At 40.8% G+C, this 24,679-nt stretch carries 21 protein-coding genes; all 21 read left to right on the top strand.

What is annotated here, in order from left to right:
• Positions 1-47 precede the first annotated feature (47 nt).
• The 21 genes from AC812_RS02170 (at position 48) to AC812_RS02065 (ending at position 24,662) form a co-directional block, all read left to right on the top strand.
• Positions 48-1,568, top strand: a complete 1,521-nt coding sequence (locus tag AC812_RS02170; RefSeq protein ID WP_062158765.1) for a sialidase family protein — start codon at positions 48-50, stop codon at positions 1,566-1,568.
• Positions 1,569-1,597: 29 nt separating this feature from the next.
• Positions 1,598-2,443, top strand: coding sequence for an ABC transporter permease (locus AC812_RS02165; protein WP_061916476.1), 846 nt, complete (start codon positions 1,598-1,600; stop codon positions 2,441-2,443).
• A complete protein-coding gene (locus tag AC812_RS02160) occupies positions 2,443-3,651 on the top strand; it encodes an ABC transporter ATP-binding protein (protein ID WP_082149071.1) in 1,209 nt (402 codons plus the stop codon). Before AC812_RS02165 ends, AC812_RS02160 begins: the two co-directional genes overlap by 1 nt.
• 8 nt (positions 3,652-3,659) lie before the next feature.
• Positions 3,660-4,859 carry a sulfotransferase family protein gene (locus AC812_RS02155; RefSeq protein ID WP_061916482.1) on the top strand — a complete coding sequence of 400 codons (1,200 nt, stop codon included), beginning with the start codon at positions 3,660-3,662 and terminating at the stop codon, positions 4,857-4,859.
• A 57-nt stretch (positions 4,860-4,916) separates the two neighbouring features.
• Positions 4,917-6,482, top strand: a complete 1,566-nt coding sequence (locus tag AC812_RS02145; protein ID WP_082149072.1) for a glycosyltransferase family 39 protein — start codon at positions 4,917-4,919, stop codon at positions 6,480-6,482.
• Positions 6,482-7,666, top strand: coding sequence for a glycosyltransferase (locus AC812_RS02140; RefSeq protein WP_061916489.1), 1,185 nt, complete (start codon positions 6,482-6,484; stop codon positions 7,664-7,666). Before AC812_RS02145 ends, AC812_RS02140 begins: the two co-directional genes overlap by 1 nt.
• Position 7,667: 1 nt before the next feature.
• A complete protein-coding gene (locus AC812_RS02135) occupies positions 7,668-8,399 on the top strand; it encodes a sulfotransferase family protein (protein ID WP_061916492.1) in 732 nt (243 codons plus the stop codon).
• A 13-nt stretch (positions 8,400-8,412) separates the two neighbouring features.
• Positions 8,413-10,260, top strand: a complete 1,848-nt coding sequence (locus tag AC812_RS02130; protein WP_062158761.1) for an asparagine synthetase B family protein — start codon at positions 8,413-8,415, stop codon at positions 10,258-10,260.
• 11 nt (positions 10,261-10,271) lie between these two features.
• The gene (locus tag AC812_RS02125) at positions 10,272-11,261 is read left to right on the top strand and encodes a glycosyltransferase family 4 protein (RefSeq protein WP_061916498.1); all 990 of its coding nucleotides are present in this window, start codon (positions 10,272-10,274) and stop codon (positions 11,259-11,261) included.
• Positions 11,258-12,475, top strand: coding sequence for a glycosyltransferase family 4 protein (locus AC812_RS02120; protein WP_061916501.1), 1,218 nt, complete (start codon positions 11,258-11,260; stop codon positions 12,473-12,475). Before AC812_RS02125 ends, AC812_RS02120 begins: the two co-directional genes overlap by 4 nt.
• Entirely contained in the window at positions 12,472-13,569 is a 1,098-nt protein-coding gene (locus AC812_RS02115; RefSeq protein ID WP_061916504.1) for a glycosyltransferase family 2 protein, read from the top strand. The genes AC812_RS02120 and AC812_RS02115 overlap by 4 nt, the downstream gene beginning before the upstream one ends.
• 6 nt (positions 13,570-13,575) lie before the next feature.
• A complete protein-coding gene (locus AC812_RS02110; RefSeq protein ID WP_082149073.1) occupies positions 13,576-14,796 on the top strand; it encodes a glycosyltransferase family 4 protein in 1,221 nt (406 codons plus the stop codon).
• Positions 14,796-16,085 (top strand): cation:proton antiporter, encoded by a 1,290-nt coding sequence (locus AC812_RS02105; RefSeq protein ID WP_061916510.1) that lies wholly within the window; start codon positions 14,796-14,798, stop codon positions 16,083-16,085. Before AC812_RS02110 ends, AC812_RS02105 begins: the two co-directional genes overlap by 1 nt.
• 43 nt (positions 16,086-16,128) lie before the next feature.
• Positions 16,129-17,706 (top strand): amino acid adenylation domain-containing protein, encoded by a 1,578-nt coding sequence (locus AC812_RS02100; RefSeq protein WP_061916513.1) that lies wholly within the window; start codon positions 16,129-16,131, stop codon positions 17,704-17,706.
• Positions 17,707-17,731: 25 nt separating this feature from the next.
• Positions 17,732-17,983, top strand: a complete 252-nt coding sequence (locus AC812_RS02095) for an acyl carrier protein (protein ID WP_061916515.1) — start codon at positions 17,732-17,734, stop codon at positions 17,981-17,983.
• 66 nt (positions 17,984-18,049) lie between these two features.
• Positions 18,050-19,156 carry an acyltransferase family protein gene (locus tag AC812_RS02090; RefSeq protein ID WP_061916518.1) on the top strand — a complete coding sequence of 369 codons (1,107 nt, stop codon included), beginning with the start codon at positions 18,050-18,052 and terminating at the stop codon, positions 19,154-19,156.
• Positions 19,157-19,212: 56 nt separating this feature from the next.
• Positions 19,213-20,514, top strand: coding sequence for an NAD(P)/FAD-dependent oxidoreductase (locus AC812_RS02085; RefSeq protein WP_082149075.1), 1,302 nt, complete (start codon positions 19,213-19,215; stop codon positions 20,512-20,514).
• Positions 20,515-20,526: 12 nt separating this feature from the next.
• Positions 20,527-21,618, top strand: a complete 1,092-nt coding sequence (locus AC812_RS02080; RefSeq protein ID WP_082149076.1) for an acyltransferase family protein — start codon at positions 20,527-20,529, stop codon at positions 21,616-21,618.
• Between the two features lie 10 nt (positions 21,619-21,628).
• On the top strand, positions 21,629-22,735 hold the full coding sequence (locus AC812_RS02075) for an acyltransferase family protein (protein WP_082149077.1): 1,107 nt from the start codon (positions 21,629-21,631) through the stop codon (positions 22,733-22,735).
• A 12-nt stretch (positions 22,736-22,747) separates the two neighbouring features.
• Entirely contained in the window at positions 22,748-23,743 is a 996-nt protein-coding gene (locus tag AC812_RS02070; protein WP_061916528.1) for an NAD-dependent epimerase/dehydratase family protein, read from the top strand.
• Between the two features lies 1 nt (position 23,744).
• Complete coding sequence (locus AC812_RS02065) at positions 23,745-24,662, top strand: glycosyltransferase family 2 protein (protein WP_061916531.1); 918 nt, start codon at positions 23,745-23,747, stop codon at positions 24,660-24,662.
• The last annotated feature ends 17 nt before the right edge of the window (positions 24,663-24,679 follow it).

The raw sequence follows: 24,679 nt of genomic DNA, 5'->3' as shown, positions 1-24,679 counted from the left end.
GAAAAATCACGCCCCCTTTTCCAGTTTAACTCTCCTTCCAATTCATGATGATCAGCAAATTTTTCTTTTTATTGTTTTTGATTTTCGTATGGTTTATTCAACCCATGACGAAAGTTACGGCTCAAGCTCCTGATATTGACTGGCAACCACCTGTGAATATTTCAAATTCTGAGATGACTTCAACCGATCCATTTCTCTTAGCAGACCCGGCTGGTCTGGCCCATTTGTTTTGGGCAGAAAAAACCGGACCTACACCGGGAAATAGCGCGGACACGATCATGTATTCCGTTTGGAACGGGAAAACTTGGAGCCGCCCCATTGATTTATATATTTCGCCATTGAGTGATGGCAATCCAATCTCAGTATTCCCGCGTGCTGTAATTGATGAAGATGGCACAATTCATTTAATTTGGATGACTCTCCCTGATTTTCCAAGATATGCACTGAATTACCGTCAGGTACCCAGTTGGGAAGCAACCAATTTGAATGCATGGTCTCCACCGATTAAATTAGATGCCAACCTGACTGGTCAGCAGTATTCTGCAGATATAGCATACAACCCTGAGCAAGGGCTGCATATCGCTTATGCCAGCGGGACGGGTGGAATTCAGGGAAGGGCAATTTCTTACCTGACATCCCAAGATAAAGGGGTTTCATGGTCTGAACCCAGAGACATTTTCCAATTCGCAGATCCAGAAAGGGGAGGGAGTAATATTCGCATATTACTGGAGCCACCTGGATTTATATACTTATCATGGACTGAATGGGACCGCTCCGGAAACGGGCAGGCAGTTTATTTCACCTATTCGGAGGACAATGGAAAAACCTGGGCAAACCCATTCCCCTTGAGTGTTCGCCTGGAAAACGAATATGAGCGAGATTGGAATAACATGGCTCTGCTTGGGCCGGGGCAACTGGTTTCCATTTGGGAGGGCGGTTTTCGAGCGTATCGTGGTGCAATGTACTCTTATGATCATGGCAAAACATGGACAACCCCTTTTGATGTATTTCCCATCTTGATTGGGGATAATGGCGCGGTTCAATTTGCGAATGACAGCAAAGGTAGATTACATACATTCATCGCCAATCGAGTTCGAGAAGGATACGACATCTATGGTTCTCGGTTAGGTCTGTGGCATAGTGTATATCTCGGAAATGAACGTTGGAGCAAGCCAACCATAGCCTCTGTTTTTGGGGGAGATACGAACATGACCAATCCAACCGTTACCATTGTAAATGGCAATACTATTGTAGCTGCATGGTATGGTAGTCAGATATATGAAATTTATGTTATGACCGGCATAATTTCCGATGCGCCGTCTCTCCCCCCGAGTCCATGGCCAATAATTAATCCCATGATAGGGAAAACAGTTACGGTTGAGGAAACTCCAAGTACAACTAAACCGGAATTAGATGCACCAAAATTAGAAGCAACCGTAATTCCCACATTTTCACCAATAAAACCAACTGAAAATCCGGGGAGCGATATATACATAAGCGCAATTTTCCCGGTTCTAATAATTGTTGCTTTTTTGGCTCTACGCCACAAACACAGTCGTCATCAATGAGAAAGGTAAGAGTTGTGAAGAAACAAGCGATGGAATACACCATCATTTCTGGTTCGGAGAAATCAACACCAAAACTCTTTAAGCTCTTAAGTTCTATTCTCCGCGATTTATTCTTATCTCGTGAATTGGCTTGGAGGCTATTTATTAGAGATATTTCCGCACAATATAGACAAAGCCTTTTGGGAGTTTTTTGGGCTTTTTTTCCTCCCATAATCACTTCTGTAATCTTTATCTTACTTCAGTCCAGGAACATAATTTCAACGAGTACGATCAATTTGCCTTATCCAGCATATGTCCTGATTGGAACAACATTATGGCAAATTTTTGCGGACAGTGTAAATGCACCATTGAAGGCCACCATAAACGCAAAGCCTTATATTGTAAAAATTTTTTTCCCGCGAGAAGCTTTGATTTTTTCGGCTTTTTTAAGTGTCATGTTCAATGTGGTCATCAGGATGATCATTATCATAGGTGTTTTGATCTTTTATAAAATTCAAATTCAGTGGGGGATTCTTTTAGCGCCTTTTGGGATTTTTGTTCTTGTTCTTCTTGGAATAGTAATTGGAATATTGATTACCCCGATTGGTATGTTATATTCAGATGTTTCGACATCTCTTCCAATCGTATTGCAATTGTTATTTTTTGCAACACCCGTAGTTTACACCTTACCTGAAAAGTTCCCTTTTTCGTTGATAAGTATCATCAATCCTGTCAGCCCAATCCTGATTGCCACAAGAAACTTAATAACTGTGGGTTATATAGATAATCTTCTTCATGTCACAATCGTTTTAATACTTACAATTGTTGTTTTCTTTTTTTCATTATTACTTTATCGTATATCACTACCAATACTCATTGAAAAATTGGGGACATAATGACAAAACCAATTATCCGCATTGATAAAGTAAGTAAAAAATTTTGTAGAAGCATGCGGAGGTCATTGTATTATGGCCTTCTTGATATGGGAAGTGAATTGATTGGGAGGGAAAGAAACTATCTGAACTTGCGTAAAGATGAGTTCTGGGCAGTAAAGGATATTTCTTTTGAGGTGCAACCTGGCGAAACAGTCGGATTAATTGGTCACAATGGTGCGGGCAAAACTTCACTTCTTCGAATGCTAGGTGGATTGATTTTACCTGACACAGGAAAAATAAATATTAACGGGAGAGTGCAGGCTCTGATTGCACTGGGAGCCGGCTTTAACCCAGTGTTGACAGGCCGTGAAAATATATATATCAATGCATCTTTGATGGGATTTTCAAAGAAGGAAATCAATAAGCGTTTTGATGAAATTGTTTCCTTTTCCGGTTTATCAGAGTTCTTAGATATGCCTGTACAAAGTTACAGTTCTGGTATGGTGGTGCGCTTAGGGTTTTCTGTAGCAGCATTTTTAGAACCTGATGTTTTGCTTATAGATGAGGTATTATCCGTTGGCGATCTGGCTTTTAGAACAAAGTGTCAGGTGAGAATTCAAGAATTAAAAAACAAGGGAGTATCCATTATTATTGTTTCTCATAACTTACACACGATCAGTCATCTCTGTCCTCGCTCAATCGCTCTTGAGAAAGGAAAGGTGATTTATGATGGTGATACAGAATCAGCAATTGATATTTATCGTTTATCCTTACTCAAGACCTATGAACAATATAATGACTTTATACGGGGGGGGACTGGGGAAATAACAATCCAAGAATTAGAAATTTTGAATGAAAATGAAGAGAAACAAACAATCTTTGATGTTGGGGATAAGGTAAAAATTCGTCTCTACTATCACACAAACACCTTGGTAAAAAATCCAGTATTCAATGTCGTAATACACATTTTGAATAGTCATCAGGTTACTGGAATTCGGACGGATGTGGACGGTATTCCCACTGGAGATTTTGAGGGGGATGGTTATGTTGATATTGAATTTCAAAAATTTAACTTACTTCCGAACGCCTATACTTTTGATGCTGTCATTTTTCATTCTGACGGGTATACATTCTACGATAGAAAGAACAATGCTAATCACCTTGTTGTAAGGGGCGGGAATGAAATAAATGGAATAGCTTATCTGGATCATTCCTGGAAGATTAATTAGGTTTTAAAATGGAATCTCCCCCTATTTTTATAGTTGGTGTTCAGAGATCAGGAACCACATTACTTTCTGCTATGCTGGCTGCTCATAGTCGAATGAGTTGCGGGCCAGAAACTCACTTTTTCCAACGATTGGCATTTGAGAACATAGAAAATCTCGTTAATCCTGTTCATTGGCCAAAAAATGCATTGGACTTCATCAAGTCAATAACCTTTACAAATTTTACTGCCAACACATCCCAAAGGATTAGTATTTTAGAAAAGTATCATCGATCAGAACAACAAATTTATGAGTATCTGAAAGATCAACAGCCTGGGGTTCCTGCGATATTAAACTCGATTGTTTTACCCTATATGCATTCATTAAAAAAGTCTCGTTGGGTAGAAAAAACACCCGACCATATTAAGCACTTAGGTTTAGTACGCGAATACTTTCCCGATTCGCCAATTATTCGCATAATTCGCGACCCTCGAGATGTAGCATTGTCCTTGATGAATGTTCCGTGGGGTGCAAAGACGTTTTTTGAAGCAATTGATTATTGGAAACGAATGGATGAATTGAGTAATGAATTTTTTACCAAAGATCAATGTTCATATACATTGCGTTTTGAAGACCTTGTTGCAGAGACGGAATTCGAGCTAAAGAAATTATGTGAATTTCTTGGAGAAAATTACGAGAAATCCATGCTTAACACTTCAACTACAGGAAAGCAAGTAAATAGTCAGGATGTACCGTGGAAGAAGAAAGTTGAACAACCTGTTGATAAAAATCGAGCGTACAGCTGGAAAAACCACTTAAGTGATGAAATGATCCGCTATACTGAAGGGATTATTGGTATACACTTGTTACGTTATGGATATCCCTTAACTGGAAATTTTCCCTACCTTGGTGAATATTTTCCTAAACAAATTCATTTTCATTTTTACAGTAAAAAGGTTTCATTAATCGCTGAAAACGGTATCCGATTTTGGAAAAAAGAGACTGAAGAAAAACCGGTTGCTACAATATTTTTTGGTGAGCCAATGAAATCAAAATATTTTGGTACGAATATATTGGATCGGATTAAGACCATAGCCTATATTTTAAAAATCCTCATACAGACAATAGTGAAAAAGAGGACACTGTACTGGTTAATTTCTGAGGAAAACCAAAAGTTCAATGGTATCGGAAATAAATTTCTTTCTATTCTTCTGAAACCTTTTCAATTGTAAAAACTTTAGGCTTAATGATCTTTTTGATTTTACGCTAAAAAATTTTTCCAAAAGACCATGGCTATCAAAAAAATAACTAATTCGGGTGTGTCTAATATCAACCTTTTCTTTCTCCTGACAGCTATCTTAGTCTCTTGTGGATTTTTAATTTTCTCCACAAAATGGGGAATTGGAACATCTCCCGACTCGGCTGCATATATTGGGGTAGCCAATAATTTATTATCCGCAAAAGGATTAACCATTCCTTATGGAAATCCTCCCGATCAGGCTCTTACTTTTTATCCCCCTCTTTATCCATTTTTTCTTTCCCTTGGAGGGCTTACAGGTAGTTCTCTTCTTCAATCCACCCGATGGCTTCATTTAGCGATATTAAGCGGCAATTTGATTCTATTCTGGTTGTATCTTCGGAAGCTAACCCATTCATTGATGCCTTCTTTATCCGTAGTCTTATTGATTCCGCTGGCGATAAGTCCGCTGATTTTAAACCTCCATATTATGGCATGGTCTGAGGCGCTTTTTCTATTAACGGGTTTTACGGGTTTGTTTCTGATTGCCAAAGGATTAAGTAAAGAAAGCAAAAGTTTGGTATTTATTGGTGGTGTTTCGCTCGGTTTAGCATGTCTCACCCGTTATAGTGGTGTGGCGCTAATCGTTTCAGTAACAGGGGCAATCTTCTTACATCATAAGGGAAAATTTTTTGACAGGTTTATAACCGCAGTCTACGCAGCCACACCCGGGGTGGTATTATTGAGTGTTTGGGTAATGTGGACGATCATAATTGGTGGAAACCTTGCCAACCGCAGTTTTGGTTTTCACCCCATCGGGATAAACCAACTTCAACAAGGGCTCGACACAATTGCCAGCTGGTATTTGATCCCTCTCGGATTACCGGGGATAGCCAAGTCAGGAATCCTGGTTTTAATTGCAATTCCTCTCCTGGTTGTTCTGGAGAAACGTTACAAGAATTTTTCGGAAGAAACGAAATGGAATTTCTTGATACTGATAATGTTTTCAATCATTTATCTTATATTTCTTTTGATTTCTATCTCCTTTATTGATGCAAACACACCTTTGGACGATCGAATCCTTTCCCCTTTTTTTGTTGCATCGGGGTTATTGGTGACTGCTGGGGTTGGACATTTTTTTAATGTATTAAGAACTTCGCCTGTTTTTAAGATTCTATCCATAAGCCTGATTGTCCTCTCGTTTAGCATGATTAGTTTTACACAAAGAATATCTGTTTTTCAGAATTATCATAAGTTGGGTATTGGTTTCTCGCATCAAAATTGGCGCGAATCCGAATTAATTAATCAATTGAAGCAAATTCCTTCGGATTTAACTATCTACACCAATTCTCCAGAAGGAATTTATTTATTGACCGGTAAAATCTCTGCCCCTTTTCCCCGCAAAATAGATCTAACTCGGCAGATACCCAATCCAAATTTCCAGGAATATATGACCCAGATGAGTAATGAAATAACCAAAGGGGATGCGATTATTGCATATTTTTCATCAATTCGGAGCAAGGCATTTCCAGATTTAACAGATATCAATCTGTTATTGCCAACCTCGATCCGAAGAGTTGAATATTCAGATGGCCTCTTGATCGGAAGCGCTGATTGATGCAAAACAACACCACACCGCTTGTAACAATCATCATCCCAGCTTATAACCAGGGTTATTACCTGGGAGAAGCCATCCAAAGTTGTTTAAATCAGACCTATCCCAACATCGAGATTATTGTTGTGGATGATGGCTCAACCGACAACACACAAGAAGTGGCTCATTCTTACAATAATCCTAAAATCAAATATCTTTACAAACAAAATGGAGGGCTTTCCAGTGCACGGAACGCTGGCATTCGCGCTGCCTCAGGTGAGTATCTGTCATTTCTTGACTCGGATGACATGTTTTTACCCCCAAAAATTGAGCTTTTAATGGATAAGTTTAAAGCGAATCCAGAGTTGGGTTTTGTCGCTGGCCATGCTTTACTCATTGATCAACGTGGGAAGGTTATACCAAAAAAATTTGAAACCTTTCTCCCTTCTCCCATTCAAAACCTGATTCTGGGTAATCCTTTTCATGTCGGCAGTGTCATGATCAAAAAGGAATGGCAAGAAAAAATTGGTTATTTTGATGAAACGCTACGCTCCTATGAGGATTGGGATTATTGGCTGAGATTAGCCATCGAGGGGTGTAACATGGAAGTTGTTCCAGTTGCAGTGTCTAAATACCGCTTTCACACTGGACAAATGACCCGTAACGGTGAGCAAATGACCACAGCCAATTTAGCCGTTTTGGAAAAAACCTTTACTAACCCCAATTTAAGCCAGGAATGGCAAAAAATGAAACCTAAAGCTTATGCTCATGCGCATTTGAGAGCCGCGGCACATGGATTTTTATCATCCGATTTTCGATTTGCTCATGAACACATTCGAATGGCGCTGAAACTTGATCCAACCTTATCCGAGGAAGGCTACCTGAGACTAAGAAATATATTTTCTGGTTGGACTGACCTTCCAAAAACGGAGGATCCCGTTTCTTTTTTAGAACGTATTTATAAAAATCTTCCAGAAGAACTGAGTGATTTGAAAAAAGAATCCCGTCAAATTATCGGAATGGCAGCTTTAAACCAGGCTTTTATCTATTATCACAATCACAACTATTCAAAAGCACGCAAATCTGCCTGGAAAGCGCTTTTTACCCTTCCGACTTTGTATAAAAATTTTGGGGCATTTACCGTGTTGGTGAAATCGGTGTTGAAAAGCCCGGTTCCGTTACTTAATTCTCAAATTGAGGACAGTTAACATGCGTAAATTTTTCTTACGTTCGCAAGTCACCCCATACGTAATATTATTCATAGAACGGGATGGCAGCACCTACATGATTAGCCTTTTGACATCCCATCCTCAAATTCAATCTGTTTATGAACGTTTTGCTGTGATGAAGCAAAAAGGGGCAAGCGGAGAAGATCAGATTGAATGGGCAAGAAGATTTTTTAGTCCGCCGTTGGTCACGAAATATGGTGCTGTAGGTTTTAAGACCAAGCTAGTGGATATTTTGGATAAAAGCTCCTTTATGCAATTGTTGATTGAAAAAAAAGTCCGTATTATCCAAATGCAACGAAGAAATCAAGTCAAAGCCGTAGTTTCCAGAATCAATGCCAGGCGCTTGCATGATGTTACCGGTAATTGGAATTTATACAATGAAAAAGAACGCTTGCCTGCTTTTGAAATAGACCCGCAAGTCTTTCACCAATACTTATTGGAAAGAATTCAGGCAGATGAAGAATTAACTAATTTCACAAAAAAGCTCAATTTGCCCACCTTAAAAATGGTGTACGAGGATTTGCTAATCAACCGGGATCAAGTTCTTTCAAAGGTTTTTGACTTTTTAGGTGTAGATCCATTTCCCGTTGAAGGGAAGACCTTAAAAAATACCAGCGACGACCTAAGAGAAGTGGTTTTAAATTTTGAGCAGATCCGCTCAAAGTATTTGGGTACGCCATTCGAATCAATGTTTGATGAAGTTTTAGTTTGAAAGGTAAATGATCATGCCGGGAATTTACGGCTTTAAGAAAGATATATCAACAAACGAAAGCCAGACCCTCATTGAGAAAATGTCCGTTGCATTGGATTGGGAGGATCGCTTTTTGAGACAATTTGAAAGTGGACAAGGGTGGGGTTTGGGAAGAAATTCATTGGGGATTCTCAATCAAAATCACCAGCCTTTATGGGATAAGAACAAAAACGTTGGGTTGGTTTTTGAAGGAGAATTGTACGATACGACACCATTGAAAAATTTACTTAATCAACACAATTTTGAATGTGAAACAGATGAAGAAATTCTGCTCGGATTGTACTTACTCGAAGGCGACTCCTTTTCAATTAAATTAAATGGGGCTTTTTCTGCAGCATTTTTTGATAATCGAAATAACACCATTATTGTTATGAACGACCGGCTGGGACTACATCCAGTCTATTATGCAAATTTTGGATCGAATTTTTTGTTTGCTTCTGGGGTCAGAGGAATATTGGTAGATCAGACTACGCCGCGACGTGTGAATCGAGTTGCGATTCAAGAATTCCTCACATTTGACCACCTTTTACATCAAAATACCTTACTCGAAGATGTAAATCTGCTTCCTCAAGGTAGCATCCTGAAATATCAAAACGGTAAATTAACCCTCAAGCGATACTTTCATTTTCAATTTCTTGATATTTACCCTTTCTGTGAGCCACCTTCTTATCAGGAACGATTTTTATTGGAAATTAAAAAGGCTGTTCAACGACAGATCGGCGGCAGTCAGGCAAAAGGGATAATGCTTTCAGGTGGTTTAGATTCTCGATTTTTATTAGCCGTTCTTGCCGATATTTTAGGTCCTTCTAACCTTCATACTTTTACGTGGAGTATACCGGGGTCGGATGATGCCCGTTATGCAAAAGAGGCGGCCGGCGTAGTTGGAACACCACATCACTTTTTTGAACTGAAGCCTGACTGGCTGTTGAAACAAGGCGAAAAAGCGGTCAAGCTAACCGACGGCATGGGTAATCTGGTCAATCTTCATGCCATTGCCAATTTGGCCGATGAAACTCAAATTGCTCAGATAATTTACAAAGGCTTCATGGGTGATGCCATGTTCGGTTTTGGCTTGCGTCCTCGATTTTGGGCTGATTATGATCGCGAAACAGAGATACACGAGCATTTGCAAGCCTACCGCGACTATCGTGTTCTCACCTTTGACATCCCGGAACACGCGGGATTATTCACTGAATCTTTCTTAAGAGACGTTGGAGATGGTCTGGTTGAAGATTACAAACAGGGAGTACGCTCCGCCGGAGTAAGACAAATGGCAACCCAAAGATTATTTTTTGATCTTACCCAACGCGTTCCTCGCATGACCATCAATGGTGTCCTTGTGGCAAGAGATAGGGCAATTATCCGGCTGCCCTTTACCGATAATGATTTGGTTGAGTTTTCGATGACCGTGCCGCCGTATCTTGCCTTTGAGAGGAAGTTGATGATAGATAGTTTTATTCGTGCATATCCCCGGCTGGCTCGCATTCCAACCCCACGCGATCACTTACCTTTGACCCATTGTGCCCGCGAGGTCATGATCCGAAATGGCCAGTTTATCAAGTGGCACCTACGTAAAGCCGGATTCGGTTGGCTCGCTGGTCCCGAACATCGTCCTTACAAAGATTATCAAACCTGGTTTCGCACTGCACTGCGCGAATGGGTTGAACAAACACTTCTTTCTTCCATTTCTCTGGAAAGGGGTTACTTTAAACCAGAAAGCATCCGCCAAGTTGTTAAGGATCACATGGGTGGAAAAAATAATGCCGTAAAAATTGGGGCGTTGATGGCTATTGAACTCTGGCATAAATACTACATAGATTGAAGATCCAAAGCATGAAAATCGGTATTGTTATTAACGAAACATGGGCTTTTTTTGATGAAATCTATCAGGAGTTAAAAAAACATCATGCTGTAGATGTCTTTGAACCCCCAAAAATTAAGTTTCCGTTCTTTCGTGAGCGGATTCAAAAAAAACAATTTGAATATCAATTGCGTAATTTTTTATCCAATCACCAAGTCGTTTTTTTTGAGTGGGCAAGCGAGTTGTTAGCATTTGCCACCCAACTTCCAAAGACAACCTCAATTGTTACGCGATTACATCGTTATGAACTCTACCAGTGGGCCAATCAAGTAGATTGGTCAAAGGTAGACCAAATAATTTTGGTCAGTGAAGCAAAGCGGAGGGAGTTTAATGCTCGTTTTCCCGGAAATGAGCGGAAAATTTGTGTGCTACCTGAAGCAATAAATCCAGAAAGATTTCCTTATGAACCACGGATATTCCAGAAAAATATCGGAATTTTAGGACATCTTACTCCCCGAAAAAGAGTCTATGAACTCATTCTGGCTTTTTATGAATTGGGGTTGGATAAAAAAGGATATCACTTACATATTGGAGGGGGGGCTCACCCACGTTTCCTCGATTACCATGATGCAGTTATCAATTTGCCCGTGCGTTTGGGTAACGACAATAAAGTTACCTTTTATGGACACATCCAAAACCCTTTAGAGTTCTATAAAAAGGTGGATATTTTCATCTCAAACAGTTACTCGGAAGGACTACAGGTTTCCCCAATGGAAGCCATTGTAAGTGGTTGTTACTGTTTTGCACATCAGTGGCCAGGAGCAGAAGAATTACTCCCCGAAGAGAATCTTTTTTTTACCGACAGAGAATTGGGGAGCAAAATTTTAGAATATGAAAATCTTTCTAACAATGAAAAGATTCAAAAGCAAAAAAATATTCGTGATCGCGTTTTGGAGAAGTGTAATAGCGCTTTGGTTAGAGAAAATATCCGGAAGAGTATTGAAGAAGTCGCACTGCAATGAAAATTGGTTACCTTGCCCAGTTGAGCCCCGAACTTCGCACTCCCCCATTTGATGGCCCCGCCAATCATATTCGTCATATCGTTCACGAATGGCAAGAGATGGGGCATCAAATCCTGTTTATCGGTGGAATGGGAAACGATTATTGGATCAGCAAGGATTTAAAAGAGTTTTCGAGTATTCGGAATGGACAAAAAAAATTTCTTGAACGCCCCATTCGAAAATTTCAAACCCTTTCTCGCCTTCCGTATGTGAATTACTATGAAAGTCAGCGTTTTTCTGATGTAATTTTAGAAAATTTAAGTGGTATAGATTGGCTATACGAAAGAACTAGTTGGATGAGCTACGGAGGCCTGCTTGCTGCAAAAAAAAGGGGGCTCCCCCTGATTCTGGAATTTAATGGAGACCCCTTGCTTGATCTCAAATCCAAAGGGCAAATACCGGGTGGTTTGCAGTTAATAATCTCCAAAGCCCTTTTCCGTTTTACGCTCGGACAAGCAACCCACATCATCGCCTCTGGTCAGGGATGGAAAAAAAACTTGATCGAAAAATGGAGTGTAGCTCAAGACAAGATAAGCGTGGTTGAGAACGGAACCGTTTTAGTCAATCTGCTTCGCAGAAACGAGTTGGCAAATTTTCAGAATAAAAATCCTCAAGCCGAAACTAGAATTGTCTATCTGGGAAGTTTTTTTCCGTGGCACGGCACGAAACTCGCCATTAATGCTTTTCGAGAATTGTTAAGGAGCGGAATAAACGCCCACTTGTTTATGATTGGTTCAGGAAGCGATTTGCAAGAGACCCAAACCCTTGCCAAACAGTTGGGCATTGAGGATCGAGTTACCTTTACTGGCTCATTATCACCAGAGGAATATGCCGAAATCCTGGCAACTTGCGAAATTGGTTTATCTCCTTATTGCGGCTGGAGTGAATTTTCTGGCCTAAAGTTATTTGACTATAAAGCTGCTGGTCTGGCAATCATTGCCTCTGGTCAAAACGGACAGCCTGAAACCCTCGTTCATAACAAAACCGGACTGATCATCCCCCCGTGTGACGAAAAAGCCCTTCTTGACGCGCTAAAGTTACTGGCCAACGATCGCAAATTAACGATATCACTTGGTCAGCAAGCACGAATGGAAGCCGAGGAAATGCATACGTGGAGAAAAACCGCTGAAAACATCATCTCTATCATCAATCAAGTTATAGAACAGAGAAAATGACATCGCTTACCCCATCATTGAAGGCTGGCTTGGTTTCAGTAATGATGCCCGCCTATAATGCAGAAAGATTTATCCGATTAGCCATTACAAGCCTGCTAAATCAAACCTATCATTTATGGGAATTAATCCTGATTAATGACGGCTCTACCGATCAAACCGGAAAGATCATTGCGGAATTTACAGACCCACGCATACGAGTTTTTTATCAAGAGAATTCCGGAGAAGCTGCTGCCCGTAATCACGCACTTACTCATATTCAGGGAGAATTTCTTGCTTTCTTAGACGCTGACGACTTCTATCATCCCTCCTTTTTAGCCTTGATGGTTAGTTACTTGAATCAACATCCAGAAAAAGATGGGGTTTATTGTGATGGCTTTTATGTTGATTCAAACGATAAAATTCTCTCGTCTCTTTCCAACTACAGGCGAGGCCCATTTGAGGGTGATCTATTCGAACAACTTGTGAGAGCTTCCGATGTGTTCGGCCCACCCATGACCGTTATGTTACGGAGTGAAAAAACGCTCTCGTCACGAATTGAATTTGATCAACGGATTGTCATTGGACCCGACTGGGATTTTTTTACCCGCTTATCTCAGTTTATCCTGTTCGGTTATCTCAATCAACAGATATGTTATTACCGCGTTCATCAAACAAACATTACGCTTACAACCGGGAACGATAGAAAAAACCAATCTCTAAAATATTGCCGGCGAAAAATGATTGATTTACCGAGATTCAATCAATGCAAACAGGAAACCAGAGTTTATGTATTTTACGATCTGTTCATCAATCTAAATTTAAATGAGGAAGAAATTGAAGAATTAATGTCTCATCCCGCCTTTTCTCAAATCCCTGCCTGCGAACAAAACCGATTGATCAGACTTGCAGTAATAAAACGTCTCATCCAAAATTCAGCCGGAAAAATCTATCTCAAAAAGTGGTTGTCAAAAGCCGTGCTCCTCTGTCCCCAGGATCGTAAAACTTATCTTATCAGATTGATGTACACCATTAGCCCCCTTATTTTGCATTCCATCCTCAAATTTAGAGAAAATTTACGACCGGAAACCGCCCCTGTGTCTCCCTTCTCGAATTGACAACCTATGAAAATAGCGATCTATCATAATTTATCATCAGGCGGGGCAAAAAGATCTTTGTTTGAAATCGTAAAAAGACTTTCCAAAAGTCATGAAATCAACGTGTTTTCCCTTTCAAGCGCCGATCACGATTTTTGCGACATACGTCCTTTGGTAAAGTCTCATAATGTCTACGGTTTTCGATCCGGGAAATTATTCCGTTCCCCTTGGGGAAGATTGAATTCAATTATCCGAGTTTCCGATTTGGTCAGACTAAGGAAACTCAATGAAATTATTGCACAAGACATCATCAATCAACAACCGGATCTGGTATTCGTTGAACCTTGTCGTTTTGAAAACACCCCCTCGCTCATAAGATTCCTGTCCGATTTACCCAACGTTTACTATTGCCATGAACCCTTTCGAGTTCTTTATGAACAAGCCCCTCAACGCCCATATTACAAAGATGAAACAAGGTTGCGGAAAGCCATTAACCGAGTCGATCCCTTTTTAATCTATTACAAAGCAATGGCGAAACGTAATGATCTTTTTAATATTCAAAAAGCCGGTCATGTATATGTTAATTCTGGCTATACGAAATTTCAGGTCCAGTCAATTTATCAAATCCATGCTGAAGTCAATTACCTGGGCGTGGACACGGATAAGTTCAAACCCCTTACGGGGGTCCAAAAGACGAATATGATCATCTCGGTTGGCTCATTAACCCCGCTAAAAGGATTTGATTTCATTATTCGCTCAATCTCTTTAATACCCCCTCATCACCAACCAATATTGGTTATCTCAAGTAATTTTTCAAACCCGGAAGAATTTCACTACTTGAACAATCTCGCCAATCAACTTGGTGTAAAAGTCCAATTCCTAGAAGGCATTCCCGACGAAAAATTGGTCGAATTATATAATCAGGCGGTTTTGACGGCTTATGCCCCACATCGAGAACCTTTTGGACTGGTTGCTCTCGAGTCAATGGCATGTGCAACCCCCGTAGTTGGAGTAAAAGAAGGTGGATTACTTGAAACCATCCAGGATCGAATCAGCGGAAGACTGGTCGAAAGAAACGAAGAAATCTTTGCTCGTGCAGTTTTTGAATTTCTTTCAAATCCCCAAACATCACTTGAATATGGTCAAAATGGGTATCGGCGCGTTCAGGAAAAGTGGAGTTGGGATGCGGCTGTAAGGAATATCGAGTGCAATTTTATTAATTCCGTCGAGAGAAAACCACAACTTTAATGAGTAATCAAGATTTGATTAAGTTCTTTCTTCAAATTGCTCTCATGTTGGGTTGCGCATTAGTCATGGGACAAACCATGCGGCGCTTTCGACAACCTTCTGTGTTAGGTGAATTGATTGGCGGCATCCTACTTGGTCCAACTATCCTCGGTTGGCTATTTCCCGATTTCTTTGAGTGGCTTTTCCAATCTTCTTTGGAAGTTGGTATTTTACGTGATGCGTCCATCAAAATGGGAATGCTATTTTTCTTGTTCATTGCTGGCCTCGAGATTAATTTTTCAAACACAAATCATGTTGGCCGATACGCATTTTTTATTGGTTTGTTTGGCACAATACTTCCCATTGCGTTTGGAGTTGGACTGGTGTATCTGCTTCCCTCAGCCCTTTGGGGACCGATTGCACAGAAAAACTTGATTATTTTTGGATTGTTCATTGGAATTAACCTGGCGAACACCGCCAATCCTGTTATTATACGAATTCTTCAGGATCTGGGTCTTCTAAAAAAAGAAATTGGGTTAATCACCCTCAATGCCACGGTGATTGACGATTCAATCACATGGACTTTATTTGCAATCATGTTGAGTTTTACTCATCGCCCCCAGGCTGGGGAAATTTCTCTCGGCGCTGATCAAACTATTTTCTTAATCCTTTCATTTTTTATTCTAATGCTGACTTTCGGTAGAAGGTTTGCGCCGCAAGCTCTGAGATTCATTAGAAAATCCGTCTCGTGGCCAAGTGGTTTTATAGCATTTACTACTTTAGCCATTTTATTAGTCGCATCCGTAGCAGAATTTTTAGGAATACACGCCTTTTTAGGGGCATTTTTACTCGGGGCGGTAGTTGCGGGGAAACATCCCGAAGCAGAACAAGCCCATACCGTCATCTCTCAATTTGTCATGGCATTTTTCGCACCAATCTATTTTGTTTCAATTGGTATGAAAGCTAATTTTATTATTAATTTTGACTTTACCCTGCTCACAGTTATTCTACTTAGCGCTATTGTTTCAAAATTTCTCTCCGTCCTCTTAGGCGCAAAAATAGCCGGTATGAAAATCAATCGCCGCGTATTTGCAATAGCCAGTGGATTAAATGCGCGCGGTGCTACTGGAATTATTCTTGCAGGGATCGGTCTTTCCAATGGATTAATTGATGAACGAATTTTTGTTTCTTTATTTATCACCGCCATTATCACTTCAGTGGCCGCCGGCCCATTAATGACCTATTTCCTGGGTGAAAAAAAATCAATATCGCTCACAGAAAATGATCCTTCGATTTCCACAATTCAGTAGATCAGTAGATTTGTAGTTTAACTTACGAATACGCGAGGAAAAAATGAGCTACCGCTACCTCTTGCATTCTGCAATTTATGAAAATGCTCTATTACGCCCAAGACATCCAGCAGTCCGTTTTCAGAAGGAAGAATTAACTTATGATCAATTAGCTAAAAATTCAGCCCAATTAGGAAACTTCTTAGTTGATCTGGGCGTAAAACGGGGTGACCGCGTGGGAATTTATATGAATAAAAATATCAACTCTGCCGTAGCCATTTATGGCATTTTGTCGGCAGGTGCCGCCTATGTGCCTTTAGATCCATTCGCACCCATTGATCGCCTCATCTTTGTTATAAATGACTGTCAAATTCGCTTCCTAATTACGAACGAATCCAGAAAAGACAACCTCAAGGAAATCATCGAAAAGACAACTCTCGAGGGAATCATTGGAATTCAAAATGACGTAGAAATTAATGTTCCTTCATATTCCTGGAATCAAATTTTCCGTCATCCATCCTCACAACCCTCGATAAATCTGGTTGAACAGGATCTGGCCTATATCCTTTATACCTCCGGTTCAACGGGCACCCCCAAAGGAATCATGCACACTCACCGGAGTGGACTTTCTTTTGCAGAATGGGCGGTGCAAACTTATCAAATCTCATCCTCTGATCACATCAGTAATCACGCCCCACTCCATTTCGATCTTTCCACTTTCGATTTCTTTGCTGCCGCAATCGCCGGCGCCACCACCGTCATTATTCCAGAAGGAATAACCAAATTACCTGCCAGCATGGCCAGGTGGATTCAAGATGAAAAAATCACAATTTGGTATTCCGTACCTTTTGCGTTGATTCAAATGCTTGAAAGGGGCGGGCTTGATTCAAAGAACCTTTCGTCTTTACGATGGGTTTTATTTGCTGGCGAGCCTTTCCCAACCAAGCATCTAAGAAATCTTATGAAGACACTCCCATGGGCGCGCTTTTCAAATCTTTACGGTCCTACCGAAACCAATGTTTGTACCTACTACCATGTCGCTCCTTTATCGGAAGACTCCGATGAGCCAATCCCGATTGGCATTGTTTGTGAAAACACAGAGGACCTGGTCATTGACACTGAAGGGAAACCTTTACCTGACGGCCAAATCGGTGAATTATTGATCAGGGGCGGGACGGTCATGAAAGGCTACTGGGGAAGACCGGATCTGACCGAAAAAGGATTTTTCCGGCGCTCGATGTTTGGTTATTGTGAAGATATTTTTTATCGAACGGGCGATCTGGTTCAAAAAATGCCTGACGGAAATTACAAATTTTTGGGAAGAAAGGATCGGCAGATCAAAACCAGGGGTTATCGGGTTGAACTGGATGAGGTTGAAGCAGCATTGTTGTCCCATCCCGCCGTACATGAAGCCGCGGCCTATCCCGTCCCTGATGTTGAAGGCAGCAATTTAATTGAAGCTGCCATCATTTTGGTTCAAGGAGAGAAATTGAGTGAGGATGACTTAGTTAAACACCTTTCCGGGCGATTGCCAAACTACGCAATTCCAGCCAAAATCGTTATATCCGATGATTTTCCGAGAACATCAACCGGTAAAATCAACAGGCGGGAATTGCAAGAAAGAGCGATTAAAAATTTTTAATTTTAAACCAAACGGAGGACTGGAAATGGAAACACAAATGATCATAAACAATTTTATTCTTAACGAACTTGCCAAAGGCCGGAAAAAGACGATTAACAACGATGAAGACCTGCTTGCCGAGGGTATAATCGATTCTCTCGGAATTCTTCAATTGGTAGCGTTCATCGAAGAAAAATTTAACTTCACCGTCCCAGATGAAGACGTGGTAATAGAAAACTTTATGAGCGTGAATGCGCTGAGCAGCTATCTTGATCAAAAACTGGCAGCAAAGCACTAATAACCTTTCTGGCTGGCAGAAAAGCAGGGTGGAGCTCATTTTCTGCTGCTGGTGGATAATTTTCTAATGATAAGAAAACTGCTTTTGCTCAATGGAATTGCCATCCTTTTTGCTGTATATCATCATTCTATTTATTGGGCAATAACAGCCATCAATTTCTGGGGACACCGCTTTGTGAGCAATGCCACCCCCCAATCCCTATTCTCTCCCAATCTTTTTTCAATTTTTCTCAGGATAACCGATCAGATTGCCGGTGTTGCTGTACCCGCTTTTTTGTTTGTGTCCGGTTTTCTATATGGATTTTCCCTCAATCATCAATCAATCCGCCAGAGTTACCGGTTTCTCCAAAAACGAATAATTTATCTGTTGATTCCTTATATCATTTGGTCATCAATTACAGTTGTATTCAGGCTAATGGAAGGCGATAGTTATTCCCTCACAAAATTGGCCAGGGTATTTCTTCTCGGCGAGGCGGATGGTCCTTTTTATTACGTTCCACTAATTATCCAATTGATTCTATTATCTCCATTCCTGTTTCGTGCCGTCAAGGAATTTCCTCTTGTTGCCGTCGGAATCGGGTTTTTACTCCAATTTCTATCCGGTATTACCTGGTACTTCAAGATTCTGAATGTTAGCTTGCCGCAATCATTGAACTTTTTAAACTTATTCAAAGGCGGTTACCTTCTTTCCCATTTATTGTGGTTTATAGCCGGGTTATCACTGTTCATTTATCGTGAAAAAATTACATCATTTTTAAAAAATCATCGCTGGTGGATTCTTTTTCTTATTGCATTTTTCGTGATTTTTGGACAGATCGAATTCCAGTTATTGATTAATGCAAGTGGGAACGATTGGATTAATTCCCAGTCATCCCTCATAACCAAATGGTTGTATTCGCTGCTTCTTCTAGCTTATGTCATTATGGGGAAGAATATTTTTCTTTCCTCCAATATTGAAGTTTTAGGAGCCAATTCGTATGGAATTTATCTGAGCCATGTCATTGTGATTGAAATCTGCGCCAGATTGATTTACCATGTTTTGCCCTTTCTTTTGGGTCAAACCGTGATCTTGCTCGGAATTTTAGTTTTCATGGGTATCACTATCCCATTACTGATGATGCACCTCTCGAGAAAATTTCCGATCAAGCCCATCTATTCTTATTTATGGGGTTAATTTTCGCCCTGTCGAATTGAAATAACTCTATTCAACACTCTAAGCGGAGGCATAAAATGAATCAGGTAATAATTATCGGTGGTGGTCCTGCTGGCTCGGTCATGGGAAGTTATCTTTCCATGGCCGGCATCAAGAACATAATTCTCGAGTCTGCAATCCATCCGCGTCCTCATGTGGGCGAGTCAATGGTTACGTCCTCCACGCGGGTGTACAAGGAAATCGGCTTTCTTCCCATCCTGGAAAAAGAAGGTTTTCCGCACAAGTATGGTGCATCATGGCATGATATTAAAGGCAGAGGCGCTTCTCATATTTGGTTTGATGAATTTCCCCAAGAGGGTATCAATCAACCCTACACATACCATGTTGATCGCGGAAAACTGGATTTACTTTTACTCAAACACGCCGAAAAACTTGGAAGCGAAGTTTATCAGGGAATTACAGTTAAACAGGTGTTGTTTGATGAAAAAGGGTACGCTGCTGGCGTGCGCGTGAAAATTGCCGACCAGGAAGTTGACTTGGCCGCTAAAATGATTGTTGATGCAAGCGGAAGAAACACGCTTCTGGGTAGACAGTTGGGAATAAAGAAAAAGGATCCAATTTTCAATCAATACGCAGTTCATGCCTGGTTTGAGAATGTAAATCGCGGTGAACCGGAAACAGCAGACTTTATCCATATTTACTTCCTTCCGGTGGAAAGAGGATGGGCATGGCAAATCCCGATCACCGATAAAATCACCTCAATGGGTGTTGTCGCCGAGAAGGAAGTATTTATGGAATCCAAAGGAGATGTAGAGGGTTATTTCAACAAATACGCAAATTCAAATGAGGGGTTGAAATACGCTCTTTCTGAAGCTCGAAGAATCAACGAATTTAAACAAGAAGGCGACTATTCATATTCGATGGAAAAATTTGTAGGGAATGGCTTCATTCTGGTTGGGGATGCTGCACGCTTTGTTGACCCCATTTTTTCCTCTGGCGTCAGTATCGCCTTGTATTCGGCAAAATACGGTTCCCAATTCATCCAGCAAGCATTCGAAACCGGCGATTTCAGCGAAGCTGCTTTCAAACCTTACGAAGTAAAAATGAGAGCAGGAGTAAGTGTCTGGTATGAATTCATACGACTTTATTACAAATTGCTGCCCCTTTTCACCCACTTTATTCAATCCAAAAAGTACCGACTAGAAGTCCTTCGTCTCCTTCAAGGAGAGGTCTACGACCGTAAGGAAGTTCCCGTTCTGGCCGCCATGAGGCAGTATATTGAAACCGTCGAGAAAACCGAGAATCACCTTCTCCGGTCAAAATTGACCAGTATTCCGATTGATGATTTACCGGAATTTACTCAACTATCTCAGGATTAAAAAGGATCTCCTCTGAGCAAAAACCTTCTTTACCTCAATGGTATCGCCGCATTTTGCGTGATCCTGTTTCATAGTGCCGGTTGGGTAATGACCTCCATGTTTTCCTGGAGTAATCGTTACCCAATCAGCATCCCTATCGAAGCCCTCGCCTCGAGTCCATCTTTTTATTTTCTACGGGCGGTTGAACAAGTGGTTGTTTTCAGTATCCCGGCCTTTATATTTGTTTCCGGGTATTTCGCTGCTTTTTTGGCAGGACGGCATACCTCCAAATTCAATTTTAAACAAACCTTTACACGAATTAGAGGACTGCTGATTCCATATCTGATTTGGTCAATCTTTTTTCTTGGTCTGGGTTTGGTGGAGGGAAAAAGTTTTAGCCCCGGACGAATTTTGACCAATTTATTAATTGGTTCAACAACTCCTGCCTATTATTATGTACCACTCATTATTCAACTGTACTTGATTGCCCCATTGCTTATCTTCGCAGCCAGGAAAAACTGGAAAGTTCTACTGATTGTCACCGGTCTGATTCAAGTTTTTATTCATTTACCGGTCACATTATCACTTTGGGGATTTCAGGGGGAATTGATCCAATCATTACCTCAAATTCCCAAATGGATATTTATCACAAGAGTATTCTGGTTTTCAGCAGGAATAGTGGCGGGATTGCATTTATCAAAATTCAAACCATCGCTTCAAAGAATGAATACGGTTTTTGGTCTGGCTTCCATCTTCTTTTTGATAGCAGGCTTCATCGAGTGGGAGGTTTTTAAGGGTCCACTCCAGAGCCGGGAAACAATCATTGATGGGTTTTATCAGATTGCTATTTTGCTTTTCTTTTTATCTCTCGGCGATCAGATCAAATTACCTTTCAATAAGACCTTTAATTTTCTCAGTGCAAAATCTTTTGGAATTTATCTGGCTCACGTTCCGGTCATGGAAATTTTTGCAAGAGGGATCTATTTATTTACCCCCTGGATTTTACCCAATCATCTACTCTTTTTTGCCTTGATTTTTATTGCCGGTCTTGGAATACCCTTGTTGGGAATGCAAATTATTTTTTCTACAAAATTGCGACCAATTTATGGTTACTTGTTTGGGTGAATGATCCTTTATGTCAAAACGGTTTTTATTACTGAATGGTATAGCGATTATTAATGTGGTCATCAATCACTCGATTGGGTGGACGTATGTTGCTATGTTTTGGTGGGTTCATCGGTATACCGCCCTTAGTTCACCGGACTTCTCTCAACTATACTCATCTACTTACTTTCTTCTTAGAACGCTGGAACAATGGATAATTCCGAGTATTCCGGCCTTCTTGATGGTTTCGGGTTTTTTTGCAGCATTTAGCGCCGGCAAAAAGAGAGCCTTAGATTGGAATTTTGTTGTCAGCCGTGTCAAGTATCTGGCAATACCATACTTGTTATGGTCAACCCTGATGATCATTTTCAATGCACTCCAAAATACCCGTTATACTCTAATCCAATTATTGCGCATGTACCTTACCGGTCAGGCTGCCGAAGCCTATTATTTTGTTCCGTTACTCATTTCTCTTTATCTTTTGTCCCCTGTGTTGATCCGACTGGTCAACTGGAACTGGAAAATCCTTCTAGCATCCACTGCCCTGCTACAAGCACTTACAAAGCTGGCGGATTATCCCGTGATTATTGGTATGAACCTGCCCCTTACCCCCTTCTTTTCCTTCATTAACTCGGGGTGGTTTTTCATTGGTCATATATTTTGGTTTTCATTCGGAATGATCATTGGCTTTCGTCAAATTGAGATCAAGGAAAATTTTCACAAAATACGCTGGCTTTTATTGATCATCTCTGTTGTTTTCTTCATCGCGGGTATTTTCGAATGGGAGTGGCTGTTAATCCAATCGGGTCAAACATGGATCGGCCCCCATGAGACGCTCATAGACAACCTGTATTCCGCAGCAATTTTATCGGCTTTTATTGGTTTCTTCAACATTCGCTTCCCTTTCAGTAAAAAGATCGAAGAATTAGGACCGAAATCTTTTGGGGTTTTTCTTGCTCATTCTCTTTTCTTGATAATCGCTGCGCGGGGAATTTATCACTTTTTTCCACAATTATTGGGGCTTCCCCTCCTTTTCTTCCTGATTTTAGTCGTTGTTGGATTATCAATTCCATTGGTTTTGATGAAAATGACCATTAATTCTTTCCTGAAACCAATCTACACATATCTTTTTGGATAAATGAGGGTATAAATGACAAAAGTTTTAGTTACCGGCGGTGCGGGATTCATTGGTTCGCATGTCAGCGAGGAATTGATTGCCCGTGGATACGATGTGATTGTTTTGGATGACCTTTCAGGTGGTTTTGAAGATAATATCGTCAAAGGAGCTGGCTTTATTCACGGAAGCATTACAGATCAACAACTCATCCATCATATCTTTCAAGAAGAAAAATTTGATTATGTTTTTCACCTGGCTGCTTATGCAGCCGAAGGGTTGAGCCACTTTATCAAACACTTCAACTACACGAATAACCTGCTCGGAAGTATTAATTTGATTAATGCTTCCATCAATCACGAAGTTAAGTGTTTTGTATTTACCTCCTCCATTGCTGTTTATGGAGCAAGTCCCAAATTGCCGATGAGCGAAGAGGATACCCCTCATCCAGAAGACCCTTACGGAATATCTAAATTGGCGGTCGAGCAGGAGTTACGCGTCAGCCATGACATGTTTGGTTTGAATTACATCATTTTCCGCCCTCATAATGTGTATGGGGAAAAACAAAATATTGGTGACCGTTATAGAAATGTTGTTGGCATCTTTATGAACCAGATCTTACAAGACAAGCCGATGACCATATTTGGGGACGGTACTCAAACCCGGGCATTCAGTTACATAAAAGATGTTGCCCCGCTTATCGCGGAGTCCGTTCAAATTCCTGATGCCTATAACCAGGTGTTTAACATCGGCGCTGATCAGCCTTACTCGGTTAATGAGCTGGCATTGTCCGTAGCCAAAGCGATGGGCGTGTCACCTCAAATCCTTCATCTGCCACCCCGTAACGAAGTCAAAGATGCCTATTCGTCTCATGAAAAAATTCAAAGAGTTTTTGGTAAGCGTCCTGTCACCTCACTGGAAGACGGATTAAATGCAATGGCTGCGTGGGTCAAGCAATTTGGCTCTCGCCAGTCCCAAAAATTCAAGCACATTGAAATCCGTAAAAATTTACCCGCCGTCTGGCTAGAGTAAAATGAGTGATCCTCTTATTGGCATTATTATTCTCAACACCAATCGAAAAGACGATACCCTAGCCTGTTTATCTTCTCTACAAAATTGCCGCTATCCGAATCTTGTAACCTGGGTACTGGACAATTCTTCTTCTGACGGTTCGGTTGAAGCAATTTGTGATCAATACCCTCAAACCAGAATTATTCGACTAACCGAAAACAAAGGGTATGCTGGCAACAACAATGCAGGAATCCACGCCGCCTTACAGGCTGGCGCTGATTGGGTTTTCGTCCTGAATGAAGATACCATCCTTGATCCTCTTTCAATTTCGCACTTAATCCAATTTGGTATTTCTAACCAGCAAGCTGGGATTTTAGGGCCTCTGGTTTACCATTTTGATGAACCTGAAATAATTCAAAGCGCCGGAGGAAAAATTACCAAAAGTTGGCAGGCAATCCATATTGGTCAAAATGAACAGGATCAGGGGCAATTTATCCAGCCAATCCAAGTGGATTGGATTTCAGGATGTGCCATATTGATTAGAAGAGAAGTGATTGAGCAGGTCGGTGGAATTGATGAAAGATATTTTTATTATTGGGAAGAAACCGAATGGTGTATTCGTGCTCGTTCTGCCGGATGGCAGGTGTGGATGGTTCCTCAAGCAAAAATCTGGCACAAAGGCGTGCAGAGAAACTATCAACCCTCCCCAAATGTTACCTACTACGCCACTCGCAATCGCTTGTTGACGCTCTCCAAACACCGTGCCTCTTTTTCAGATCGAGTTGGCGTCAACATCGCATTATTTCGAACTTTGTTAGCATGGAGTTTTCTACCTCGTTGGAAAAATAAAAAACCTCACCGAAATGCTTTGTTACAGGGCATGATTGATTTTTACTCTAATCACTTCGGGGCTAGAAGAAAAATCAAAATTCTGGATTAACCATTATCACCATCGGT

This window comes from Bellilinea caldifistulae, assembly GCF_001306055.1.
Lineage (GTDB): Bacteria > Chloroflexota > Anaerolineae > Anaerolineales > Anaerolineaceae > Bellilinea > Bellilinea caldifistulae.
This window is presented reverse-complemented; position numbering and strand designations above follow the sequence as displayed.